Source organism: Pseudomonadota bacterium, from assembly GCA_039028935.1.
Taxonomy (GTDB): domain Bacteria; phylum Pseudomonadota; class Gammaproteobacteria; order Steroidobacterales; family SZUA-146; genus SZUA-146.
Genome location: JBCCHD010000002.1, coordinates 171264 through 191868, shown reverse-complemented (window position 1 = coordinate 191868; position 20605 = coordinate 171264). Strand labels below are relative to the sequence as shown.

Genomic DNA, 20605 nt, shown 5'->3' with positions numbered 1-20605 from the left:
TCGGCTTGCGCTACCCTACGCAAGCCTTCCCACAAAACGTTACAGTGCGCGCTCATCGCTGAGACGTTTTGAGGTTAGCCACACCAGCGCCCATGCCGCGAGGAGCGTGGTGAGCGATCCGCCCAAGAGGGCTCGAGCGGACGAACCGCCTTCAAGCAACACATCCTTCAACGCGATGGTCTGACTGGTGAGGGGCAACCACTCACCGACTGCGCCGTAATCGACACTACCGATCATGACCGACCCGGCAACAGCAATGGGAATGAACATCGTAAATTGCGCATAGGTACCGGCTTCGCGATAAGTCCGAGCTCGGGCGGCGACAAACATCTGAATCGCGACTGCAAGCAGTGCCAGCGGTACCAAAATCAACGCGCCCAGCGCAATGCTCGCTGGATCGATAAACAGCCGCAGACCCAGAACATCGAGCGGCGCTTTGGCCAACAACACGCCGCTGATGACCGCCGTCGCAATCGACACAAAAACACTGATCCCGCCCGCAGTGAGCCACTTGCCGCCCACGATCGACAGCGGACTCACCGGTTGAGCGAGCAACGATTCCAGAGAATGACGCTCCCGCTCCCCCGCGACGGAATCCGCGGCCATGAATGCACCGCTTATAAAACCACTTAACAGCAGCATGTAAATCAGCGTATCGCTGATCGCCGCTGCCCGCCCACCGGCCAGTGACGAATCGTAGGACTGCGCACGCACGACATTTAGTGATCCGGGCAGCACACCCGCGGCGACCATGCGGGAGTACGCCACCGTCTGACCAAACCCATTGATCAGCGTGGTCACACGTCGCGCACCCGCCTCGGCCTTGCCGTCTTTAAAATCGGCGGTTACCGCGATATCGATCGGCGTGTTGCTCAAATAGCGATCGCGGTAGTCGTCGGGAATTTTAACTAGCACCTCCGCCGAACTGTCAGCCGCCTCAGCGCGCGACGCAAACTGTTCAAACACGACACCCTGCTCGGTCAGTCGTGTCAGCAGCGCGGGTGCCTGTTCTGCGCCGATGATTGCCACCTGCAAGTCACCCGACTCGTCCATCTCATCCGCCAGCGAACCCAGCAGTAGGTAGATCATCAAAGGGCCAAACGCAGCGAACAACAATGACGCCATAACGCTGCGACGATCCCGCGAGGCATCGCGCCACTCTTTGCTTACGACATTCAAAAACGCATTCATGCTCTTCTCCTAGGCCACGCGGCGCTGAGTCATTGTGATAAAGGCTTCCTCTAAAGAGTCGGCGTTGCCCGCGGCGATCAGCTCTTCGGCCGTGCCGGCGTGCACAACGTTACCCGCCGCCAAAAACACGATGTGATTCGACAGCTCTTCCACATCCGCCATAACGTGACTCGATAACAAAATACAGCGGCCCGCGTCTCGCAAGGACTTGAGCACCGAGCGAAGCAGCCGAATACTCATAATGTCGAGACCGCGCGTCGGTTCATCGAGCACAATATTTTGGGGTTGATGCACCAGCGTTCGAGCCAGCGCCACTTTCATTCGTTGCCCCTGAGAAAAGCCCTCAGTACGACGATGCAAAATGTTGTTCATATCAAGTAGCTCACTCACCGAGAGAATGGCGTCTTTTCTGGCCGCTCCGCGCAAACCATGAAAACCTGCTACGTACTCAAGATGTTCGTAGGCGGTAAGACGCGGATACAAACCGAACTTGTCGCCAAACAGCCCAAGACGGCGCCGAGCCTCAAGCGGTTTTATCGCGACATTTATCGCATCAATCGTGGCGGTCCCGGCGTCCGGCACCACGATGCCCGCCAACATGCGAAGCGTCGTTGACTTGCCTGAGCCATTGGCGCCCAACAGGGTGGTGATGCGACCGTCTTGGGCTGTCAGGTTCAATCCATCGACAGCGCGCACATCGCCAAAAGACTTTTGCAACTGTTTTAATTCAATCATTGTGTTCTCCAAAAAACGCGACTGTGCGTTCTGAGTAGGGTGTGCTGGTAAAAGCGGTTCTGTGTGCCAAGACTTCGCTAACGATGCCGACACCGTCTACGGATCTTTGGGCGTCAGCGAGAACGGCTAAGGATGAGGACCGTACGCACTGAGCGTGTAGGGGTCGCGAGCGAAACGCATGAGGCACTCTTCGTCGATGGCGTTCACATCCAACGAGTCGAGAAAATCCGCAACCAAGGTTGGAATGCAGCCGTATGAACCAATTGTGTGCCCGCCATGAGGCGCAACTAGGTGACGAGAGTTAGGCAATCGCGACGCGGCAACCTCACCAAACGCCGGCGGTGTGACCGGGTCTAACTCACCGGACAAAATCAGTGCCGGCACGTCGGACACCACCGGATCCCGATAAGCTGTGTCCGCTACTCGATGCGGCCACACGCGGCATGCGTCGAACCAGAAGGCCATCGACACGTTGCTGAACACGCCGTCTCCGCTCAGAGCCGCAATGGCCTCTGCAGACGTCGACGCGATCTCCTCGCCACAGAGCACGGACAACAGGGTGCCGACGGACATCTCTGTAAACGCACCATTCATACTGCCGGCGATCGCACGCCACGGGCCAAAGTCGCCATTGGCAGCCGCGTCGATAACCAACGGAAGTTGCGCCGTATTGAGCGGTGTGTAAAGCGCGTTACGCATCGCGTTCAAAAACACATCCGGCGTCACCTCTAACTCGTTGGGCCGCTCTAAGATCACCGATTCGCGCTCGAGCGATGCAAGCGTTTGGGCTAACTTGTCGGCCAGATCTGGAAAAGCACGCGCACAGTCTTCATCCGCCGCACAATCGACCATCAGATTATCAATGGCGCGCGATGCATTAACCAAAAAGCGCTCGAAAAAGGCGGTTTCCGGCGCGGCAACGGCGTCCAATACCAGCGCGTTCACCTGACTTGGGTATTTTCGTAAATACAACAGCGCCGCACGCGTACCGTAGGAGCCACCGACTAGATTGATGCGAGTATGTCCGAGCCGTTCGCGTACCGCGTTGAGGTCCTGCATGAACGCATCAGAATGATAATGCTCAGACTGGTTATCGGTGCCCGCTAGACAGTCTCGCGCAAACTGGTCGCCCTTGATGGTGACGTCCATCCCGGTCTCGAAGCGACAACCAAAAGGCGTACTGCCGCCGGTACCGCGCTGATCGACCAGCACAACTTCGCGCCCACGTCGCGCGCGCTCAAGACCGACAGCCACATAGCGACCCAGTGACGTCGCCGCTTGACCGGGACCACCGGCGAGCAGGTAAAGCGGCTCTTTTACCGCCTGGCCACCACTGGGCGGAACAACCGCCACATGCAGACTGATGTGCTTGCCGGAGGGGTCTTGCCAATCTTCGGGCACCGCCACCGTGGTGCAGCGCGCCCGCGATTCAATGTCCTTAATGTGGCAAGCTCGCCATTCCGGTTCGGTGGAGATCGTTTGGCCGGAAGTTGAATTGGAGTAGAGCGGTAGAAGCAGAATAACCGTGAGATACAGTAAGTGCAGTGTTCGATGGTTCATAGCAACGTCTTTGCAAGTGAGTGTATCCCGCTAGTCGTCACCGCCACCAAAACATTACAACATGTCGCTTTCCTCTAACGCCTGAATTCGCTTCTCGAGTGCCTTGAGCCGTGTGCGAGCGACCATTTCCTTACGCACGCCCCACAAAAAAAGCGCCAGCAAAAAAATGACGGCGAAGGCGAGAAGCGCCATACGCAATCCCTCGTCGATATCGAGGCGCTCTCCTTCAACAAACAGGCCCATGCCAAAACCGACAAGCACACCGATCACCACGCCCCATGAACAAGAACGTGCAATCTTGATGTCCAATAACAAATGGCGCTTTTGCAAGTCGAGTAATTCCGGCGGCGAACCGGCCATGGCGTCCCACAACCCGCGGCGCCAAGTCCATGTCCAAAACTGCAGGGCAATCGCGGCCACCACCAATAACGCAATCAATCCGCGCTGATCTCCTAACCCATCCAGACTCCAAAACCAGGCAATCAATGCCAACCCCAATATCGAGCTACCCAACTCAAAGTAAAAGAAACGACGCATCTTACTGCGCGCCTGCTTCACTCCGCGGATCAGCTCATCGACATCCACACTCGGGCTTTGCTGCCAGATGTTGCGGAGATTGAAGTCGTCCTGAGAATCGTTCATCGGATTTCCTCGATACGCGCTTTCAACATTGTGCGACCGCGATTCAGGCGCACGCCGACATTATTGGGCGTCAACGCCAGTGCGGTCGCTATCTCTTTATTGCTAAACCCTTCTAGATGAAGCGTCACAACCGGCCGCAGACTCAAGGGAAGCTCGCGCACAGCCGCTAACAGCCATGCTCGTTGCCCGTCGCGATCCGCCACGTCGTCGGGCATGGGGCCGGGGTCCACTAACTCCGCGGGCAGCTCGTCAAGCTGTCCTTTGGACTCCTTACGAACATGGCTGATGCAGACATTATGTGTAATGCGTCCAACAAAGGTGCGCATCGAACTGTCGCCGCGAAAACTGGGCAATGCGCGCCACAAGGCAAACGCCGCCTCTTGAACCAGCTCTTGGATAAGTGCCGGCCGACGCTCATGCGTTTGCGCAATACGCTGAATCATCGACGCATGTTCTGCCAAAATCTGTTGGAATTGCTGTTCAACCGCCACGCGGTTACCTCGGGCTCAGCACCGGTATTAGTCTGTGTAGTCGCAGCGACCACCAAACCATTACACGCCTCGGAAAATAGCCGAACGGTAACCGGTCAATCGCCGGGCGTGGTGTCGGAGGCCGTGAGGGCCAACGCCGCCCGGGCGCGGGCCGTTTGCTCATTCACCGCCTGCTCCATCCGAGCCCGATAGGTTTCGAGCTGATCGGCCGGCACCGATTTGGGCACATCGATGGGTTCGGATACGCAAATCGCTACTCGAGCGAAGGGTTTGGGGATAATAAACTGGTCCCAGCGCCTTTCGAGCACCCAGGCACGATCCGCGGCACACCCCAGCGCCACCAGCGGTGCGCCACCAATGCGGGCCATCAGCACCGCTCCCTCTTTGAAATGGTGCTGCGGGCCGAGTGGTCCATCGGCGGTTGTTACGATCGAAACGCCCTCACGCATCGCCGCGTGCATGTCGCGCAGAACCAGCGCGCCGGATGTGTTTGACGACCCGCGAATCACCTCGGCCCCCCACGCCGCGGCGATTCGTGCCGGCACCTCGCCATCAACCGAACCCGAAATCAGAAACGCTGCGCGAAATCCTCGCCTGATCCACTGCTTGATGGTGCTCGTACACAGAATGTGGTTTTGATGCCAATAACACGGAGCGAACAACGTGTTGTTGTCGATCATGGTGTTGACGCTGGCAGGAAGATCAATCGGCTTCACCCGATAGCTCATCCATAAGAGCCGTAACGTGAGTCTCAGCAACGGCAAGCCAACCGCATAAGCGACGCGACGCCCCAGCGTCATGCGTCGTCGTGACGCTTTGCCACGACGGGCATCGATGGATGAATCGGGTTTAGTCATTAAAACTCGCTATCGGCTGCACTATCGGTTGAGACCCGGTCATTGTAAACTTAAATACGGCGAAACGCGGCCCGGACTGTGCCTTAATACATGAACTCTCCCACTCATTTCCAAGCGCTCGGACCGTCCGAGCCGGTGTCGATTGGCATCGATCCGCAAAGCCTCGATCAGCTTCGCGCGTTGCAACGGGAGTATGGCGACGTTGTCGCGCTGACGCGCCCCAATGGGCGCCGCGGCTGGTTTATCAATCATCCCGATTTTTTGCACCGCCTATTGGTCAAGCATCACGGCAAGTTCTACAAAGGGCCTGGTTTCGAGCGCGTCAAAATGCTGCTAGGTAATGGCCTGATTGTCAGCGACGGCACAACTTGGAGGCGCTCGCGCCGCATGATTCAGCCGGCGTTTTCGCGAAAAAAACTGCACCTACTGATCGATATGATGCGCGCATGCTGCGACGAGCGAGCGCGCCGCTGGGCAGAAAAAATCGAACACGACAATGGGCGTGTGAACATTACGCGCGAAATGAACGACGCGGGTCTTGAACTGATTTTACGCGCCATATTTGGTCCCGACTACGACCGCGCGATTGCCACCGAAGGTCAAAATCCGTTTGCATTTTTAAGCGAAGACGCTACGCGCGACTTGCGGGTGGTTCTGCAAGTTCGTGATCTTCGGTCGCTAATCCTCTCTATCATTGAGCATCGCCGCCAACAGTCCGATGCCGACCATTTCGATTTTCTTTCGGTATTGATGGGACAGACCGATCGCGATGGTCAAGGCTTCAGCGACGCTGAACTGCTCGATGAAATCATTACATTGACCGTTGCAGGCTATGAGACCTCGGCGGGCACGCTGAATTGGGCGTGGTATTTACTGGCCACGCACCCGGAAGTGGAGCAGACAATGCTCCGTGAATTCGCCGAGATTGACAGCCCATCACTCGACGCAGACACGCTATCCAATCTAACCTATTGCCAGCAGGTTCTGGACGAGACGCTGCGTTTGTACCCGCCGGTTTGGTTGTTTACTCGGCGCGCGGTGGCGGATTTCGAGCTCGATGATCTGACCATTCGCGACGGTGACGATGTTTATATTTCACCGCTCATCCTGCACACCACCGCCCACCACTGGCCCGATCCCGAGCGGTTTGACCCAACGCGTTTTGCACCAGGCACACGTATCGCCGATGGTTTATCCTTACCGTTCTCGCTGGGACCCCGACGCTGTCTGGGCGAGTATTTTTCGTTCTTGGAAATGAAGCTCATGCTGGCCACGCTGTTGCCCAAATTCTCGGTTGCCACCAACGTCCAGCCAGATCTGGAACTCGGTATCAATCTGCGGTCGGCCGAACCGATTTATCTGACCATCGAGCAGCGGGCAGCCTGACGTGCCGCGCTACGCCACACTGGCCAAGATGCTCGACGCATCGATGGCCCGCCCGCTTCAGATCGAATGCATTCGCACACAGGACGAGACCTCGACGATGACGCCAGTCGAGCTCAAAGCGCGCGCCAGCGCACTGCTCGCCACGCTCCAACAGCGCGGCCTGCAGACAGGTAACGAACTGATCATCTACACCCAGTCGAACGAAGCGTTTATTGTGGCGTTCTGGGCGGCGGTGCTCGGCGGCATCGTGCCCGTACCGGTCGCGGTGGGCATCAGCGACGAGCACCGCTCCAAGCTCTTACGCATTATGGGACAGCTTAACAATGCCACGCTGTTCACCTCACTCGATCAGCACGCACGCCTCACCGAGTTTGCCGCGACTAATCGGCATGCCCAACACACTCTGGACACCGTGCCAGTGTTCACGCCCGACGATAGTCAACCCGACGCCGTCGGCCAACTCGTCGCCGCTCAGCCCGACGACGTGGCGTTTATTCAGTACAGTTCAGGCTCAACGGGCGACCCCAAGGGCGTTTGTCTGACGCATAAAAACGTCATGACAAACATTGACGCGATTATCAAAGCTGGCGAATGGACCGCCGATGATCGCGCGCTCAGCTGGATGCCGCTCACCCATGATATGGGCCTAATTGGGTTTCATCTTGCTGTGTTGGCCGCCGGGATGACGCACGCCATACTCGATACCAGTGCGTTTGTCCGGCGGCCCAAACTGTGGCTGTCGCTCGCTGCTGAACGGCGCAGCACCCTTTTATGCTCGCCGAACTTCGGCTACGAACATTTGCTAAAGAGTATTGCACGGCGCGGTCTTGATGATCTCGATCTGAGCGCGGTGCGCCAGATACTGAACGGCGCAGAGCCTATTTCAAAATCGCTGTGCGACACCTTTCTTACAACGCTTGCGCCACTCAATTTAAAGGCCACTAGCCTGCGGCCGGTATACGGTCTAGCCGAAGCGACCGTCGGGGTTAGCTTTTCGCCCGCCGAGACTCACTTTGAGAGCACCTGCGTGGATCGCTCGATGCTTGGCATCGGCAACCCGCTCAAGAAGGTCGCTTCGGACCACGATCACGCACTGGCGCTGGTGCACGTGGGCACCCCGATTCCCGACGTCGCACTGCGCATTACTGATGACCACGACAAGCCCGTGCCCCACGAGACGGTCGGTCATATTCAACTTCGCGGAAACAGTGTGACGCACGCGATCTACGGGGACGCCGCGACCACTGCCAGTCTGTTCACAGAAGACGGGTGGCTTAGAACAGGCGATTCCGGCGCTTGGGTGGACGGATCTGAGGGCAAGAGCCTGGTCATTGTGGGCAGGATTAAAGATGTATTAATCAGCGCCGGGCAAAATTATTATGCGCACGATGTCGAGGCCACGCTCAGCGACGTGCCCGGTGCTGAACTGGGCAAGGTGGCAGTCGCTGCCGTACGACCGGCCGGCGAAGAACGAGAGCGCGTCGCCGTGTTTGTGCTGTATCGCCAAGAGGTCGCTGATTTTGGTGAACGTGCCAACGCTATCCGCGCGAATATCAGCGCGCGCCTAGGGCTTGAGGCAGACTACGTGGTGCCGGTGTCGCGCATCCCCAAAACCACCTCAGGCAAAATTCAACGCCTTCATCTTGCCAATGCGTTTATGCGCGGCGAATTCGATGACGTGCTCACTGCCCCGGGCGTGCGCGTTCTCCCGACCGACAAAGAGGGGCCAGATGCAGCCACAGAGGATCACGACGCGGATGCCCCCGCCGTTGACGTCTGTGCGAAGGTAGTGGCCATCGCTCAAGAGTTTGCGGAGAGTCCGATCGGCCCCGACGACAACTTATTTGAGGTCGGCGTCAGTTCTCTCACGCTCTCGGAAATCGCATTGGCTATCGAAGAACAGTTCCCTGGCAAGCTCGATGTGAGCGATCTGTTTGATCATCCGACGCTGCGGGATATCGCTGCCTGGGTGCAGAGGGACTAAGTACCTGAATAAATGGAGATTATTGAGATCTCCGATTTTCGACGTAGCGGGTCGCCTGGATCGTTTTGCCCAACGTCGAGAAAATCCGCGAAAAGCCGCAATCCGTGCTGGACGCCCGAAAACGAATATACTACCATCGCACTCCATTTTTTGGCCCGGAGCGCCTCGCATGAGACCCGACATCCACCCTGAGTACCGCGACGTGCTGTTTCACGACACGACAGCGGATCTGTATTACGTCATCGGCTCAACGGTGAAAACCGAGCGTACCGCCGAGCATGAAGGCAAAACCTACCCGTATGTGACGGTCGAGGTCTCCAGCGCATCGCATCCGTTCTATACCGGTAAGCAGCGCGTGGCGCAGCTCGACGGGCGCATCGCCAAGTTCAACAAGCGCTTTAAGCGAAAGAAAAAGGAAGACACAGAATGAAAGTCATGAGTTCGCTTAAAAGCGCCAAAAAACGCCATCCGGACTGCCAAGTGGTCAAGCGCCGTGGTCGGCTCTATGTGATCTGCAAGTCGAATCCCCGCTTTAAGGCGGTGCAGGGACGAACCAAAAAACGGTAACCGTATCGACATTGCGGGCCATGGAAGGCTCCGACTCCTGCCTCTGCAGGCCGCCCGAGCATGCTCGCCGCCTGCCTACTTATCCGTATTGATCAATTCGTAGTTGCCCAGTTCTGCGCGCATCAGTCGCTTCCCTTTGCGCGTCTGTTCAATTTTGATCGGCAAATAACCCAGCTCTTCAGCAAGCCAGAAGGTGGTGATTCGCGAAGAGCCTTCGACCTGGTGCTGCACCGGCACCACATCAAACTCACCATACGGCACACGCAGCGCGGCGGGTTCAAGGCGCGTTATGTTAATGCGCTTGATGTCGCTGCCGTCGAGTAGTGTGTAGTGGGCCTTGAGTGCGTCATTGTGCAGATCGTGCATGAGGGCATATTGCAGCGATATCGCGTCGTGCATATCGGTTTCCGCTTCGGTATCGATCACCGTTTCGATACGCTTACCGCTTTTCTTCTGGGCCGCTTGTCCGGTAACGCGCAACGCGTCCCAATCGAAATTGAGCGACGCTTGCTTTTTGCGCTTTGAAATCATATCGCTGCCAGTAAACGCCAGCGGCTGCACGCCCTGGTCAGACAGCTGAAAAATCGATTGATTGACAATTTCGCCGCGCGTTGCAAAACGGGCCAGCCCGCGAGGCTTAATACGAGAGGTGCCTCGATAGCCCGCTTCGTCCTTGCGCAATTCGGTCGTCATGGCGCCTTTCAACACGTTGATGCGCACATCGTAATAGGCGCTGTGGGCCTGAAAGTCCGCGTGCACCGACGGCACAGCGGCGACAACGGCGGCCGCCGACACAACTAGAAAACGTGTAACAAAATCAAGCATTAAGCATCTCTCAACTAAGACAGCTATTCAGACAATGCGGCCGATTCGGAGTTCAGCACCCCTCTGTCAACGTTTGTTATCGCATGGACTCAATGCGGTTTTTTGCCTTTTTTGCCCGATGATCGCCGCTGATCAGCGACGTTTCTAATAATCACAGGGTGATTATGCGGACCCAAGTCGTCCGCCGATCCAACATCGAACCGGCGGACGAGAGGGGCGCGATACCGCAAGGACGTTTTTAAGTGATGGGCACGAGCGTGATCTCGACGCGTCGGTTGAGCTGGCGCCCGACTTCGGTGGCGTTATCCGCGATCGGATAGGCCGAACTTTGGCCGAATCCAGCAAGACGCTCACCCACGACGCTGCGGCCTTTGAAGTACGACACCACGCTTTGGGCGCGGCGCTCAGACAGCGCCTGGTTGATCGAATCGGATCCAGTGCTGTCGGTGTGACCAACCACCTCGATAAACGTCTGGTTGTTCTCATTAAACACCTGTGACAGGCGATCGAGCACCGGCACAAACTGTGGCTGAATGTCGGCCTTGTTTACGTCGAACGTGACATTGCCCGGCATAGCCATCACGATGTTGTCGCCTTGGCGCTCGAACACAATCCCCGTATCCGCCAATTCCTGGCGCAAAATCGCTTCCTGACGATCCATGTAGTAACCGATCGACCCCCCAGCCAAGGCGCCAATACCCGCACCGATTAATGCGCGCTTGCGACGATCCCGTGAATCGTCACCGGAAATAATGCCGGCCAGCGCGCCAATGCCCGCGCCGATCAGCGACCCCTTCGTGGCTTTGGCGGTTTGCTCATCGCCAGTGTACGGGTTGATGGTGGTACAGCCACCGATGCTCAACACAAGCGCAGCAGCCAGTGCGGTCACGCCAGTTGGTTTAATACGCATCTTGTTATCTCCATTATGTGAAAAAGGGCGGTCACTCACGGACCGTTGCTGAATAAGAACACGTCGGACGAGAAATCGTGTGAGGCGATATTGCCACACCTCGTGAAACATCTCGCGCCCCTCACCGGTCTTAAGGGATAATCGAGATATACCTTTGTAAAACAATGTGTTTCGGAAAATAAATGGACCCAACCCCCACACCACCCCCCACCGCGGAAGATCGCGACGCATCCACTCCGCCCAAGAAAACCGGCGCACCACTGTGGCACTGGCTGGTGATCGCCGGCGCGTTTTTTGTGGTGCTTAACTTCAGCACATTGCGGGACACGTTGGGCGAGCCGATCGCCTACAACGCAAGCGAAGCCGGCGCCGTCACGATGTACAGCACGAGCTGGTGTGGATACTGCAAAAAAATGCGTCGCATACTCGATCGACACAACATCCCCTATCAGGACTTGGACATCGAACAAAACGCGCAGGCTAATCGCGACTTTCAACGTCTTGGGGGGCGAGGTGTACCGGTCGTCACCGTTGGCGATCGTGTCGTTCATGGCTTTAACTACTCGCGTCTGCGCAAAGTGCTGGAGTGCGCCGACTGCCGTTGACGGCTTTTTGGGTGTGCTAATCGGCGCGCGGGAACAGCTTGTTCCTGGGCTGCTCGACGGCTAATCGCGTTAACCTCCGCTCCCTGTTGAACGGCACAGCGCATTGCGTTGAACACCTGTGATGGGCAGTATCTGTGCACACCGCACGGCCTGCCTGGCATGGCTGTTTACTTTGCCCGCGCGAGACGAACCGACCGTCAATGACCACCGATTTCACCCATCGCGCCGTGTGGCGTATCGCACTCCCGTTAGTGCTCTCCAACATTACCGTGCCACTGCTCGGACTTGTCGATACCTTCGTTGTTGGTCATTTGCCGAGCCCTGATTATTTGGGGGCCGTGGCGGTCGGGGCCACGATCTTCAGTGTGCTATTCCTTGGCATGAATTTCCTGCGAATGGGCACGACCGGGTTGGCGGCCCAAGCGCTCGGCGCACAGGATGAAGCCGAATTGCGTCGCGTGTTACTGCGTGGCTTAACGCTGGCGCTCGTCATTGCCGCCGGGCTGCTCATTCTGCAAGCGCCGATTCGTTGGTTTTCCCTCGCGCTCATCAATCCCGAGCTGGGTATTGCGCTCATCGCCAGCGACTACTACGCAGTGCGCATCTGGGCGGCGCCGGCGTCACTAATGAACATTGTGCTCATTGGCTGGTTTATCGGGCGACAGGATGGCCGCACGCCGTTCATCCTCATGTTTACCATCAACCTGATTAACATCGCGCTGGATCTGCTGTTTGTACTGCACTATGACCTGCGCGCCAACGGCGTCGCGTTGGCGAGCGTAATCGCCGAATACTCCGGCTGCGGTCTGGGACTCTGGCTCGCGTGGCGAACATTACCGATTAGCCAGCGTGGTGAATTAGCCGAAGGCGTACTCATACTTTCGCGTTTCACATCGCTGATGAGAGTCAACGCCGATTTACTGATTCGCACACTCGCGCTGCAGGCGGTGTTCGTGCTCATCACGGCGATGGGCGCACGACAAGGTGCAGTAATTTTGGCGGCCAATGCGGTCTTGTTGAACTTTCAAATTCTCGCGTCGTACGCCTTGGACGGCTTTGCCAATGCGGCCGAGGCCCTGGTGGGAAAAGCCTTTGGTGCTGGCCAACGCGCCGCCTTGTTTAAAGCCGTCAATCTCAGTCGTCAATGGTCTGTATTGGTGGCGATCGGCATCACCGCCGTGTTTGCACTGACCGGCAAACCACTCGTACAGATAATGACCGACATCGATGCCGTGCGCAGCATGGCCTACACGTTTTTGCCCTATCTTGTGGTTCTGCCGCTCGTCTCGGTATGGAGTTACTTATACGACGGTGTGTTCGTCGGCGTTCTGCGCAGTAAAGATATGCGCAACGTGATGCTCGCCAGCCTTTTGTTGGTGTTTATTCCCACCGCGTGGTGGCTGCGTGGATTGGGTAATCACGGCCTTTGGATCGCCTTCACATTGTTCATGGCCGCTCGCGGCGCTCTGATGCATTGGCACTGGCGCCAGCAACCACCGCTGAAATAGCGCCTCACCTGTGGCCGATCGCCCCGACGCACCTCAACGCAAACACCACTCATGATGGCGTCACGCCCCACGCTCATGGCGCCCCAACGTGCGCCGGTTCGATTACGGCGCAGTGAAAAGGCCCACCACCAACAGACACGCCAGCAGCAGCACGCCTTTTGGTACCCAACGGCGCCTGGTCGGTCGAAAACGATCAGATGGAACGGCAGTCAGGGTCGGGGACGCTTGAGACATAAGTCAACTCCAGTGTGGCACGTAAGTGAAGACGACTGTCAGTTCACCAGCGGAATACGCGAATTTGTTGTTTGCACCGTGATCAAAATCGTCACAATAGTGACGAAAAATGATCCGACCTGTGGGACACTTAAACCATGCAAAAACATATCGCCATCGTGGAAGATCAACCCGACATTCGTGAAAACTATGTCGATGCCTTTACGCGCCACGGTTACCGTGTATCAGGGTTTAGTAATCGCAGCCAAGCGCTGGCGGCCTTTACCCACAAGCTGCCCGACCTGGTCATTATCGACATCAACCTCGGAACGGAAGTCGAAGGCGGCTTTGAACTGTGTCGCGAATTGCGTGCGCGAAGCGACTCGCTGCCGATCATCTTTCTCACCGCACGCGACAGCGAGCTAGACGCCATTTCGGGGCTTCGCCTTGGCGCGGACGATTACCTCACAAAAGACCTGTCGCTCAATCATCTTGTCGCGCGGGTCGTGGCGCTGTTTCGTCGAACCGATGCACTGCTCAATGATGACAAAGAGGAAAGCAACATTGAGCGCGGCGCGCTGGGCATTAACGTCGATCGCATGGTGGTGAGCTGGCGCGGTGAAGTCATACCACTCACGGTTACTGAGTTTTGGCTCGTGCACGCCATGGCTCGCTTTCCTGGCCACGTGAAAAACCGTCAGCAGCTGATGGATGCCGCCAACGTTGTATTGGACGACAACACCATCACGTCACACATCAAGCGTCTGCGAAAAAAATTCTTGGCCGTCGACACCGATTTCGATTCCATTGAAACCGTCTACGGCATGGGCTACCGCTGGAAGGGCGACGCGGTTTAATCGTCACCGCGATTTTTTCGTCCGGGCACATAGGCGACGAACCCACTGGTTTTTCAACCAGCTGCCGAGACGCGTACACTAACGCCTTATGAGTCTTCGCCGTCAACTGCTGCTCGTGAGTTTGCTCACGCTGTTCCTGCCCTGGGCGGGCTGGGAATACGTGACCGAGCTTGAAAAAGCACTGCGCGAAGGTCAGCAGTCGAGCCTAGAAGACAGCGCCAACGCGATCGCCAGCATTTTGCAAGAACGCCAGCAGCTGCTGTATCGCTATCGCAGTACGCTCAATGTCGATCCCGATCCAGTCAGTGACGTCTACGCCCATCCTGTCTCAACGCCGATCACGCTCGACGGCTTCGATGACGATTGGCCACTCGACATGGCGCAATACCGCACGCTCGAAGGCGGTGAAACCACCGACGGCACATTGCGCGTCACGTTCGCGCTCGCGGCTAACCGCCAAAACCTGTATCTGTTCTTGCGCGTTGCTGATGACTACGTGATTTATAAAGACGCCGCAAAAGGCCCCGTGCACGATGTGATTCGCTTGGTGTTTTGGGATTCGATCGAACGTTTTACGCACGCGGTCATCGAAACCAGTGCGCCGGGCGTACTACGCGCCACACTCCATCGGGATAACGCCGGCAGCATTGACCCCACACAAATCCAAGGCAACTGGCAACCCACCGCTGAGGGGTACAACGTCGAGCTGAAAATTCCTCAAGCACTGCTCGGACCGCGCTTTGGTTTTGCGGTCATCGATGGCGATGCCACACCGCTCGATCCATTGCCGTTTTTGGGCACCGTTGATCCGTACGACCTAAATCCGCTGCCCGCGCTGCTCAGTCAGCCGCTGCCGGAGCTTACCGCCAACGTGACCGACTTGAGTCAGGGCGATCGACGCCTCCGAGTGCTCGATCGACACGGTTGGATTTTGGCCGAAGGAGGAAAACTGCCCGATACCCAAGATAACGACGCGCCCTCTCCAAATCTGCTCGATCGGGTGTACCGTCGCTTGCTCGACCCGGGACTACAGCCGTACGACAATCAAAGCACCATGGCAGGACAGGTGCTCGGGCCTGAAGTGCAGCAAGCACTCAATGGGAACGGCGCCAGCGTTTGGTATCAGCCTCCCTATGATTCCGACGCCGTGATTTCCGCGGCTGCACCACTTTATGATAACGACCAAGTCGTGGGGGCGGTGACGCTCGAGCAAACCAGCACCGCCACGCTGCTGCTGACGAACAACGCGCTAAAGCGCATTTTGAGCGTGACGTTTATCTCTACCGCGTTCGTCGTGACCGGCCTCTTAGGATTCGCCACGTTGCTCAGCCTGCGTATCCGCCGACTGCGGAACGCCACCGAACACGCCATGGCCGACGATGGCCGCCTGTCCACACACCTGCCGGGCATTGGTGCGGATGATGAACTCGGCGATCTGTCACGCAGCTTCCAGTCCCTGCTCGTACAGCTCAAAGATTACACGCAGTATCTGCGCTCGTTGGCCAGTAAACTGTCGCACGAGCTGCGCACACCGCTGGCGGTCGTGCAGTCATCGCTGGACAACTTACAATCTCAGTCGCTATCGCAGCAATCGGATGTGTACGCACAGCGCGCTGCCGCCGGTGTCGCCCGTCTTCGTCACATCGTCAGCGCCATGAGCGCAGCGAGCCGTGTCGAGCAGAGTATCGAAACGGCGGAGTTCGACTACGTCAACTTATCCGGCTTCGTCAACGACATGGCGCAGGGTTATCAAGACACCTATGAGTCGCACGTGATTGATGTCAGCGTGCCGGACGACCCATGCCGATATTATTGCGTGGGCGATCTTCTCGCGCAGATGATGGATAAGCTGGTGGAAAATGCGGTCGACTTTACCCCACCCGGCGGCGCCATCTCCTTTAGCCTCGAACGCTATCCGCGCAACTACACGCTGCGTGTCGCCAACGAGGGTCCTGAGCTTCCCGCGCAAATGCATGCACGGTTATTCGACTCACTGATTTCCGTTCGCGAGAGCGGCAGCGACGGCGCACACCTGGGCTTTGGTTTGTTCATCGCCCGACTGGTCACCACGCTGCACAGCGGACAGATCAGCGCCCGCAATCTGCCGGACGGCAGCGGCGTAGAGTTTATGATTGTGTTGCCGAACCCCGGTCCACGGCGGCCGTCCTAGTCAATCGAATCCGGCATTGGAACGCTTGGGTCGCCCAGACCGACGCATTGAGGCGATCGACAACACTCGATTGAACCGAATCGATAACACCGCCACCGATTGGTCAGGCGATTTGTCGGGATAATAACCTGTTTAATGAACAACTCAACGTCGAGGGGTTGAGATTGTCAACGCCCGGCATAACCGATTCAATTTGCCGATGACGACTCCAAGCCATGAACATACACAATGGGCGTGTCGTCTGAGGAAGGAATGGTGGAGAACACCACTTCGCCGTCTTCATAGACGATAACGCTGATCAACCCCTGACCGATCACGCGCTGAATACGCACGTGGCGCAACGTTTGACAGGAGAACGAATGTGTCGTTGTGCCGGCACCCGAAATATCCACCACCTGTTCCGCGCCGGGATTATCGCAGGTATAACTGCCGGCAAACTTGACCGGCACGGGCGTGGCCGAGCCCTGAACCACAATCTGATAGTCATGGCGCTCAGGCGCCGACGGCCCGCAGGCCGTTAAGGCCAGCAAGGCGCCGGCTAGCATTCCGGCAACAACACGCATATTAGCGAACGTTGAGGTTACTCAAATCCACCACGCCCGAGCGGGAGAATGGCAGCGAATTAATAAACGGGAGGTCAACGTTGATATTACCGCTGAGGTTGTAGTCCACGTTGTCTTTGCCATTTTTAAACAGCGTGTAAAGATGACGCGCCGACTCCAGCAGGTTGGTCGAGACATCGATCTCAACCACGTCTTCACCTTTGGCCGGCAGCGAGAACGCACTGGCGCTGACGCCTTTGGCAAACTCAGCGCCGCCGATATTTACCGCGTAATCCAGGCCGTTAATCGGAATGGCCACGCCGTTCGGATTTTGCACGCGCAGACTCAGGCGATAGCGCTGCTCGAGCAGTCCCGCACTCAACAACTCCACATTCGCCAGGCTGACTTTGGGCGGATCAACAATTTGGCGCAGCGTGTTGACACCGCTGCATGCGGAGAGTCCAAACAACACCAGCGTAAACAGCACAAGGTGACCAACACGGGCTAGATTCATGACACTCTCCTAAAGAATGTGGCGACGCTCAAACCGGGGAATGGACGGCCGACTGAGCGGAGCGGCTGATATGGTGAAAACGCCAGCATAACAAAATTGCCGCGACGGTCAGACCCACAGCAAGGCCGCCCCATACCCCCTCACCCCGGAAACCGAGCTGAGTGCCGGCATACCAGGCAATTGGAAAGCCCACCACCCAAAACGCGAAGATATTGATGTACATGGGAACCGTCGTATCTTTAAAACCGCGCACCGCGCCCGCAGCACCCACCTGAATTCCATCGGTTATCTGGAAAATCATCGCGAGTAATAATAGCTGCGCCGCCACTGCCCGCACGGCCGGATCATCGACATACAGCGAGGTAATCGGTGTGCGAAAGACCATGAGCACGAGGGCCGATACGGTCATAAACGCGCCACACAAACAAATCCCCACCCAGCCGGCATAGCGCGCATCCGACACATGGCCCGATCCTACGTTCTGCCCGACGCGGATCATCAGGGCCGAATGCAACCCCAGCGGCACCATGAACATAGTCGCCGCGTAGTTGATCGCCACCGCATGTGCGGCAGCTTCGGTTGCGCTCAGTGTGCCCATAATCAGGCCCGCCGCGCTGAACAACCCCACCTCGGCGGTGACGCTGCCGCCGATCGGCAATCCCACCCTGAGAAACTCGCGAATACGTGCGCCATTTGGCCAGTCGAAATGGCGAAACAACTCGAGCGGCGCATAGACCCGCTTACGCAGGTGCATGTAGGTCAACATAAACAGCAGACTTACCCACATCGACACCGCTGTGGCCACACCACAGCCAACCAACCCTAAGCGCGGCGCCCCAAAATTGCCAAACATCAGCACATAGTTACCGGTTGCATTGGTAATCAGTCCGATGATCGCCACCATCATGATCGGCTTCGTGTGGCCAATGCCCTCACTGATGAACCGCAGGCCGAGGAAAGCGAAAATAGCAAAGCTGCCAAACGCCAGTGCCTGCAGGTAGCCGGTAGCGAGTGGAATGAGCGGCTCCTCAATACCAATGAGTCGCATGAACGGTGCACTGGCGTACCGAATCGCGACAAAAATAATCAGGGCGATGAGCAGCGACAACCACAGCCCCTGTCTGCCCGCTTCGCCGATGTTGGTCGGCCGATTGGCACCGTGTAGCTGTGCCGCGATGGGATTGAGGGCCATCATGACGCCCATTCCCGCCAAGAACACGAACGACCACAGCGTACTGGCCACACTGACAGCCCCAAGGTCGAGGGTCCCCAAACGACCCGCCATGATGAAATCGATGAACGTGGTTAGACCGATAATCACGTTGTTCACAATCAACGGCCAGCCGAGCACAAAGAGCGCTTTGCTTTCATTGAAAAATCGGGCGCGTTGCGAAAGGAGGGTCACTGAAAGGTCCGGGAAATTGCTATGATAGGGGACTCTAGCACGCTTGGAAATTAAGCAGACCCCCTGGTTACGCACTCGAAATAGACGACCAGGACACCGCGACAAACATCGGCCCGTGACGCGAACCGGACACACCAACCTACGTCCAATTTGAGCACCCAAATCCGGCACCGCCGAATCACAATTGAGGAGCACCACATGAAAGTTAATTTGCGTAAGGTTGCCATCATTGGCGGCAGCCGCATTCCGTTTTGTCGGTCGCACACCCAATACAAATCCGCGGCCAATCAAGACATGCTGACGGCGGCGATCGCTGGCGTCGTCCATCGCTTTAACTTGCGCGGCGAAACGCTGGGCGATGTGGCCAGCGGTGCGGTGCTCAAACACTCGAAAGACTGGAACTTAGCGCGCGAATCGGTGCTCGGTAGCGGGCTGCATGCCAACACGCCGGCGTTTGATATTCAGCGAGCCTGTGGCACGTCGCTGGAAGCGGCGATTTTAGTCGGCAGCAAAATCGCACTTGGACAAATCAATTCCGGCTTGGCCGCCGGTACGGACACCGTGAGCGACGCCCCCATTGTGTACCCCAAAGAGTACCGTGCGGTGCTGATGGATATTTTTCGCTCTCGCTCTGTCACCGACCGCGCCAAGGCGGCGCTGGGCTTTCGGCCTTCCCATTTGAAACCTGAAACGCCGAGTGTGAATGAACCGCGCACCGGACTCTCAATGGGCGAAAGCACCGAACTGATGGCCAGGCAATGGAACATTTCGCGCGAAGATCAAGATGCGCTGGCGCTCGCCAGCCATCAAAAAGCGGCGGCCGCGTACGACTCTGGATTTTTCTCCGATCTGGTGGTGCCGTTTAGAGGGGTATCCACCGACAACAATCTTCGCCGCGACTCGTCGATGGAGTCGCTCGGTAAATTGCGCCCCGCGTTTGATAAAAAAAGTGGTCACGGCACGCTGACCGCAGGCAATAGCACACCGCTCACAGACGGTGCTGCGGCTGTGCTGCTGGCGTCGGAACAATGGGCGCAGGACCGCGACTTGCCCGTGCAAGCCTATCTGACGCACGGCCGGGTGGCCGCTGTGGATTTCATCGAATCGGAAGGACTGCTCATGGCGCCCGCTTACGCGGTGTCCGAAATGCTCAAAGCCGCCAACCTCTCGCTGCAGGACTTTGACTTCTATGAAATCCATGAAGCGTTTGCCGCACAAGTGTTGTGCACCTTGCGGGCCTGGGAATCGGAGCGTTTCTGTCGCGAAAAACTGGGTCGCGACGAAGCCATGGGCAGCATCGATCCTAACAAGCTCAACGTTAACGGCAGCAGCCTGGCGGTCGGTCACCCGTTTGCCGCGACGGGCGCACGTATCTTGGCAACCACCGCCAAGCTGCTTGAACAAAAAGGTTCGGGTCGAGCGCTCATCTCAATCTGTACCGCGGGCGGCATGGGCGTAACGGCCATCGTGGAACGGTAGTTCTGCCCGGCGCTCCGTGCCGAAACCCTCCTCTGATGGCAAAGGCCGTGCCCATGTCATCCGGGGTCAATCGCGGCCACGCGCCACCGACAGATCGACGCGCAGCGTTTTCGCCGAGTGGACGCTCGATGAACACATTCCGATGGCCCTAGGCGGTGCCAAGG

General features: G+C 57.4%; 20 protein-coding genes. 9 read left to right on the top strand and 11 right to left on the bottom strand.

The genetic code is table 11. The annotated features are described in order from the left end of the window. Positions 1 to 39: 39 nt before the first annotated feature. The 6 genes from AAF465_01980 to AAF465_01955 all read right to left on the bottom strand — a co-directional run bounded on the left by AAF465_01980 (position 40) and on the right by AAF465_01955 (position 5476). Entirely contained in the window at positions 40 to 1191 is a 1152-nt protein-coding gene (locus AAF465_01980) for an ABC transporter permease subunit (protein MEM7081493.1), read from the bottom strand. Between the two features lie 9 nt (positions 1192 to 1200). Beyond that, entirely contained in the window at positions 1201 to 1926 is a 726-nt protein-coding gene (locus AAF465_01975) for an ATP-binding cassette domain-containing protein (GenBank protein MEM7081492.1), read from the bottom strand. A 126-nt stretch (positions 1927 to 2052) separates the two neighbouring features. Then, the gene (locus AAF465_01970; protein ID MEM7081491.1) at positions 2053 to 3486 is read right to left on the bottom strand and encodes an alpha/beta hydrolase; all 1434 of its coding nucleotides are present in this window, start codon (positions 3484 to 3486) and stop codon (positions 2053 to 2055) included. 54 nt (positions 3487 to 3540) lie between these two features. Further along, the gene (locus tag AAF465_01965) at positions 3541 to 4128 is read right to left on the bottom strand and encodes a hypothetical protein (GenBank protein ID MEM7081490.1); all 588 of its coding nucleotides are present in this window, start codon (positions 4126 to 4128) and stop codon (positions 3541 to 3543) included. Beyond that, on the bottom strand, positions 4125 to 4619 hold the full coding sequence (locus AAF465_01960; protein MEM7081489.1) for a sigma-70 family RNA polymerase sigma factor: 495 nt from the start codon (positions 4617 to 4619) through the stop codon (positions 4125 to 4127). Before AAF465_01960 ends, AAF465_01965 begins: the two co-directional genes overlap by 4 nt. Positions 4620 to 4714: 95 nt before the next feature. Continuing rightward, positions 4715 to 5476 carry a DUF374 domain-containing protein gene (locus AAF465_01955; GenBank protein MEM7081488.1) on the bottom strand — a complete coding sequence of 254 codons (762 nt, stop codon included), beginning with the start codon at positions 5474 to 5476 and terminating at the stop codon, positions 4715 to 4717. Positions 5477 to 5566: 90 nt separating this feature from the next. Between AAF465_01955 and AAF465_01950 the strand changes: the two genes are divergently transcribed. The 4 genes from AAF465_01950 to ykgO all read left to right on the top strand — a co-directional run bounded on the left by AAF465_01950 (position 5567) and on the right by ykgO (position 9413). After that, positions 5567 to 6862: a cytochrome P450 gene (locus tag AAF465_01950; GenBank protein ID MEM7081487.1), complete on the top strand. Its 1296-nt coding sequence runs from the start codon at positions 5567 to 5569 to the stop codon at positions 6860 to 6862. A gap of 1 nt (position 6863) precedes the next feature. Continuing rightward, entirely contained in the window at positions 6864 to 8846 is a 1983-nt protein-coding gene (locus AAF465_01945; protein MEM7081486.1) for a non-ribosomal peptide synthetase, read from the top strand. 169 nt (positions 8847 to 9015) lie between these two features. After that, a complete protein-coding gene (locus AAF465_01940) occupies positions 9016 to 9276 on the top strand; it encodes a type B 50S ribosomal protein L31 (protein ID MEM7081485.1) in 261 nt (86 codons plus the stop codon). Beyond that, positions 9273 to 9413: a type B 50S ribosomal protein L36 gene (gene ykgO / locus AAF465_01935; protein MEM7081484.1), complete on the top strand. Its 141-nt coding sequence runs from the start codon at positions 9273 to 9275 to the stop codon at positions 9411 to 9413. The genes AAF465_01940 and ykgO overlap by 4 nt, the downstream gene beginning before the upstream one ends. A 75-nt stretch (positions 9414 to 9488) precedes the next feature. Here ykgO and AAF465_01930 read toward each other — a convergent pair whose 3' ends face one another. Both AAF465_01930 and AAF465_01925 read right to left on the bottom strand, forming a co-directional pair. Then, positions 9489 to 10238, bottom strand: coding sequence for a DUF3108 domain-containing protein (locus AAF465_01930; GenBank protein ID MEM7081483.1), 750 nt, complete (start codon positions 10236 to 10238; stop codon positions 9489 to 9491). Positions 10239 to 10476: 238 nt separating this feature from the next. After that, positions 10477 to 11148 (bottom strand): OmpA family protein, encoded by a 672-nt coding sequence (locus AAF465_01925; protein ID MEM7081482.1) that lies wholly within the window; start codon positions 11146 to 11148, stop codon positions 10477 to 10479. 182 nt (positions 11149 to 11330) lie between these two features. Between AAF465_01925 and AAF465_01920 the strand changes: the two genes are divergently transcribed. The 4 genes from AAF465_01920 to AAF465_01905 all read left to right on the top strand — a co-directional run bounded on the left by AAF465_01920 (position 11331) and on the right by AAF465_01905 (position 16501). Then, positions 11331 to 11753 carry a glutaredoxin family protein gene (locus tag AAF465_01920; GenBank protein MEM7081481.1) on the top strand — a complete coding sequence of 141 codons (423 nt, stop codon included), beginning with the start codon at positions 11331 to 11333 and terminating at the stop codon, positions 11751 to 11753. 200 nt (positions 11754 to 11953) lie between these two features. Then, positions 11954 to 13261 (top strand): MATE family efflux transporter, encoded by a 1308-nt coding sequence (locus AAF465_01915; GenBank protein ID MEM7081480.1) that lies wholly within the window; start codon positions 11954 to 11956, stop codon positions 13259 to 13261. Between the two features lie 371 nt (positions 13262 to 13632). Next, positions 13633 to 14331: a proteobacterial dedicated sortase system response regulator gene (gene pdsR / locus AAF465_01910; GenBank protein MEM7081479.1), complete on the top strand. Its 699-nt coding sequence runs from the start codon at positions 13633 to 13635 to the stop codon at positions 14329 to 14331. An 88-nt stretch (positions 14332 to 14419) separates the two neighbouring features. Continuing rightward, a complete protein-coding gene (locus tag AAF465_01905; GenBank protein ID MEM7081478.1) occupies positions 14420 to 16501 on the top strand; it encodes an ATP-binding protein in 2082 nt (693 codons plus the stop codon). A 188-nt stretch (positions 16502 to 16689) separates the two neighbouring features. Here AAF465_01905 and AAF465_01900 read toward each other — a convergent pair whose 3' ends face one another. The 3 genes from AAF465_01900 to AAF465_01890 are packed head-to-tail and all read right to left on the bottom strand — an operon-like array spanning position 16690 to position 18962. Further along, positions 16690 to 17064, bottom strand: a complete 375-nt coding sequence (locus AAF465_01900; GenBank protein ID MEM7081477.1) for a hypothetical protein — start codon at positions 17062 to 17064, stop codon at positions 16690 to 16692. Between the two features lies 1 nt (position 17065). Further along, a complete protein-coding gene (locus tag AAF465_01895) occupies positions 17066 to 17557 on the bottom strand; it encodes an LEA type 2 family protein (protein MEM7081476.1) in 492 nt (163 codons plus the stop codon). Between the two features lie 28 nt (positions 17558 to 17585). Further along, positions 17586 to 18962 (bottom strand): MATE family efflux transporter, encoded by a 1377-nt coding sequence (locus AAF465_01890; GenBank protein ID MEM7081475.1) that lies wholly within the window; start codon positions 18960 to 18962, stop codon positions 17586 to 17588. Positions 18963 to 19160: 198 nt separating this feature from the next. Between AAF465_01890 and AAF465_01885 the strand changes: the two genes are divergently transcribed. Continuing rightward, positions 19161 to 20441, top strand: a complete 1281-nt coding sequence (locus AAF465_01885) for an acetyl-CoA C-acetyltransferase (protein MEM7081474.1) — start codon at positions 19161 to 19163, stop codon at positions 20439 to 20441. Positions 20442 to 20605 lie beyond the last annotated feature (164 nt).

What these genes read in the sequence shown, in the direction of transcription:
- AAF465_01905 (MEM7081478.1), top strand. Translation starts at nt 14,420, where the DNA reads ATGAGTCTTCGCCGTCAACTGCTGCTCGTGAGTTTGCTCACGCTGTTC.
- AAF465_01885 (MEM7081474.1), top strand. Translation starts at nt 19,161, where the DNA reads ATGAAAGTTAATTTGCGTAAGGTTGCCATCATTGGCGGCAGCCGCATT.
- pdsR (MEM7081479.1), top strand. Translation starts at nt 13,633, where the DNA reads ATGCAAAAACATATCGCCATCGTGGAAGATCAACCCGACATTCGTGAA.
- ykgO (MEM7081484.1), top strand. Translation starts at nt 9,273, where the DNA reads ATGAAAGTCATGAGTTCGCTTAAAAGCGCCAAAAAACGCCATCCGGAC.
- AAF465_01895 (MEM7081476.1), bottom strand. Translation starts at nt 17,557, where the DNA reads ATGAATCTAGCCCGTGTTGGTCACCTTGTGCTGTTTACGCTGGTGTTG.
- AAF465_01980 (MEM7081493.1), bottom strand. Translation starts at nt 1,191, where the DNA reads ATGAATGCGTTTTTGAATGTCGTAAGCAAAGAGTGGCGCGATGCCTCG.
- AAF465_01970 (MEM7081491.1), bottom strand. Translation starts at nt 3,486, where the DNA reads ATGAACCATCGAACACTGCACTTACTGTATCTCACGGTTATTCTGCTT.
- AAF465_01920 (MEM7081481.1), top strand. Translation starts at nt 11,331, where the DNA reads ATGGACCCAACCCCCACACCACCCCCCACCGCGGAAGATCGCGACGCA.
- AAF465_01915 (MEM7081480.1), top strand. Translation starts at nt 11,954, where the DNA reads ATGACCACCGATTTCACCCATCGCGCCGTGTGGCGTATCGCACTCCCG.
- AAF465_01930 (MEM7081483.1), bottom strand. Translation starts at nt 10,238, where the DNA reads ATGCTTGATTTTGTTACACGTTTTCTAGTTGTGTCGGCGGCCGCCGTT.
- AAF465_01955 (MEM7081488.1), bottom strand. Translation starts at nt 5,476, where the DNA reads ATGACTAAACCCGATTCATCCATCGATGCCCGTCGTGGCAAAGCGTCA.
- AAF465_01900 (MEM7081477.1), bottom strand. Translation starts at nt 17,064, where the DNA reads ATGCGTGTTGTTGCCGGAATGCTAGCCGGCGCCTTGCTGGCCTTAACG.
- AAF465_01950 (MEM7081487.1), top strand. Translation starts at nt 5,567, where the DNA reads ATGAACTCTCCCACTCATTTCCAAGCGCTCGGACCGTCCGAGCCGGTG.
- AAF465_01925 (MEM7081482.1), bottom strand. Translation starts at nt 11,148, where the DNA reads ATGCGTATTAAACCAACTGGCGTGACCGCACTGGCTGCTGCGCTTGTG.
- AAF465_01975 (MEM7081492.1), bottom strand. Translation starts at nt 1,926, where the DNA reads ATGATTGAATTAAAACAGTTGCAAAAGTCTTTTGGCGATGTGCGCGCT.
- AAF465_01940 (MEM7081485.1), top strand. Translation starts at nt 9,016, where the DNA reads ATGAGACCCGACATCCACCCTGAGTACCGCGACGTGCTGTTTCACGAC.
- AAF465_01965 (MEM7081490.1), bottom strand. Translation starts at nt 4,128, where the DNA reads ATGAACGATTCTCAGGACGACTTCAATCTCCGCAACATCTGGCAGCAA.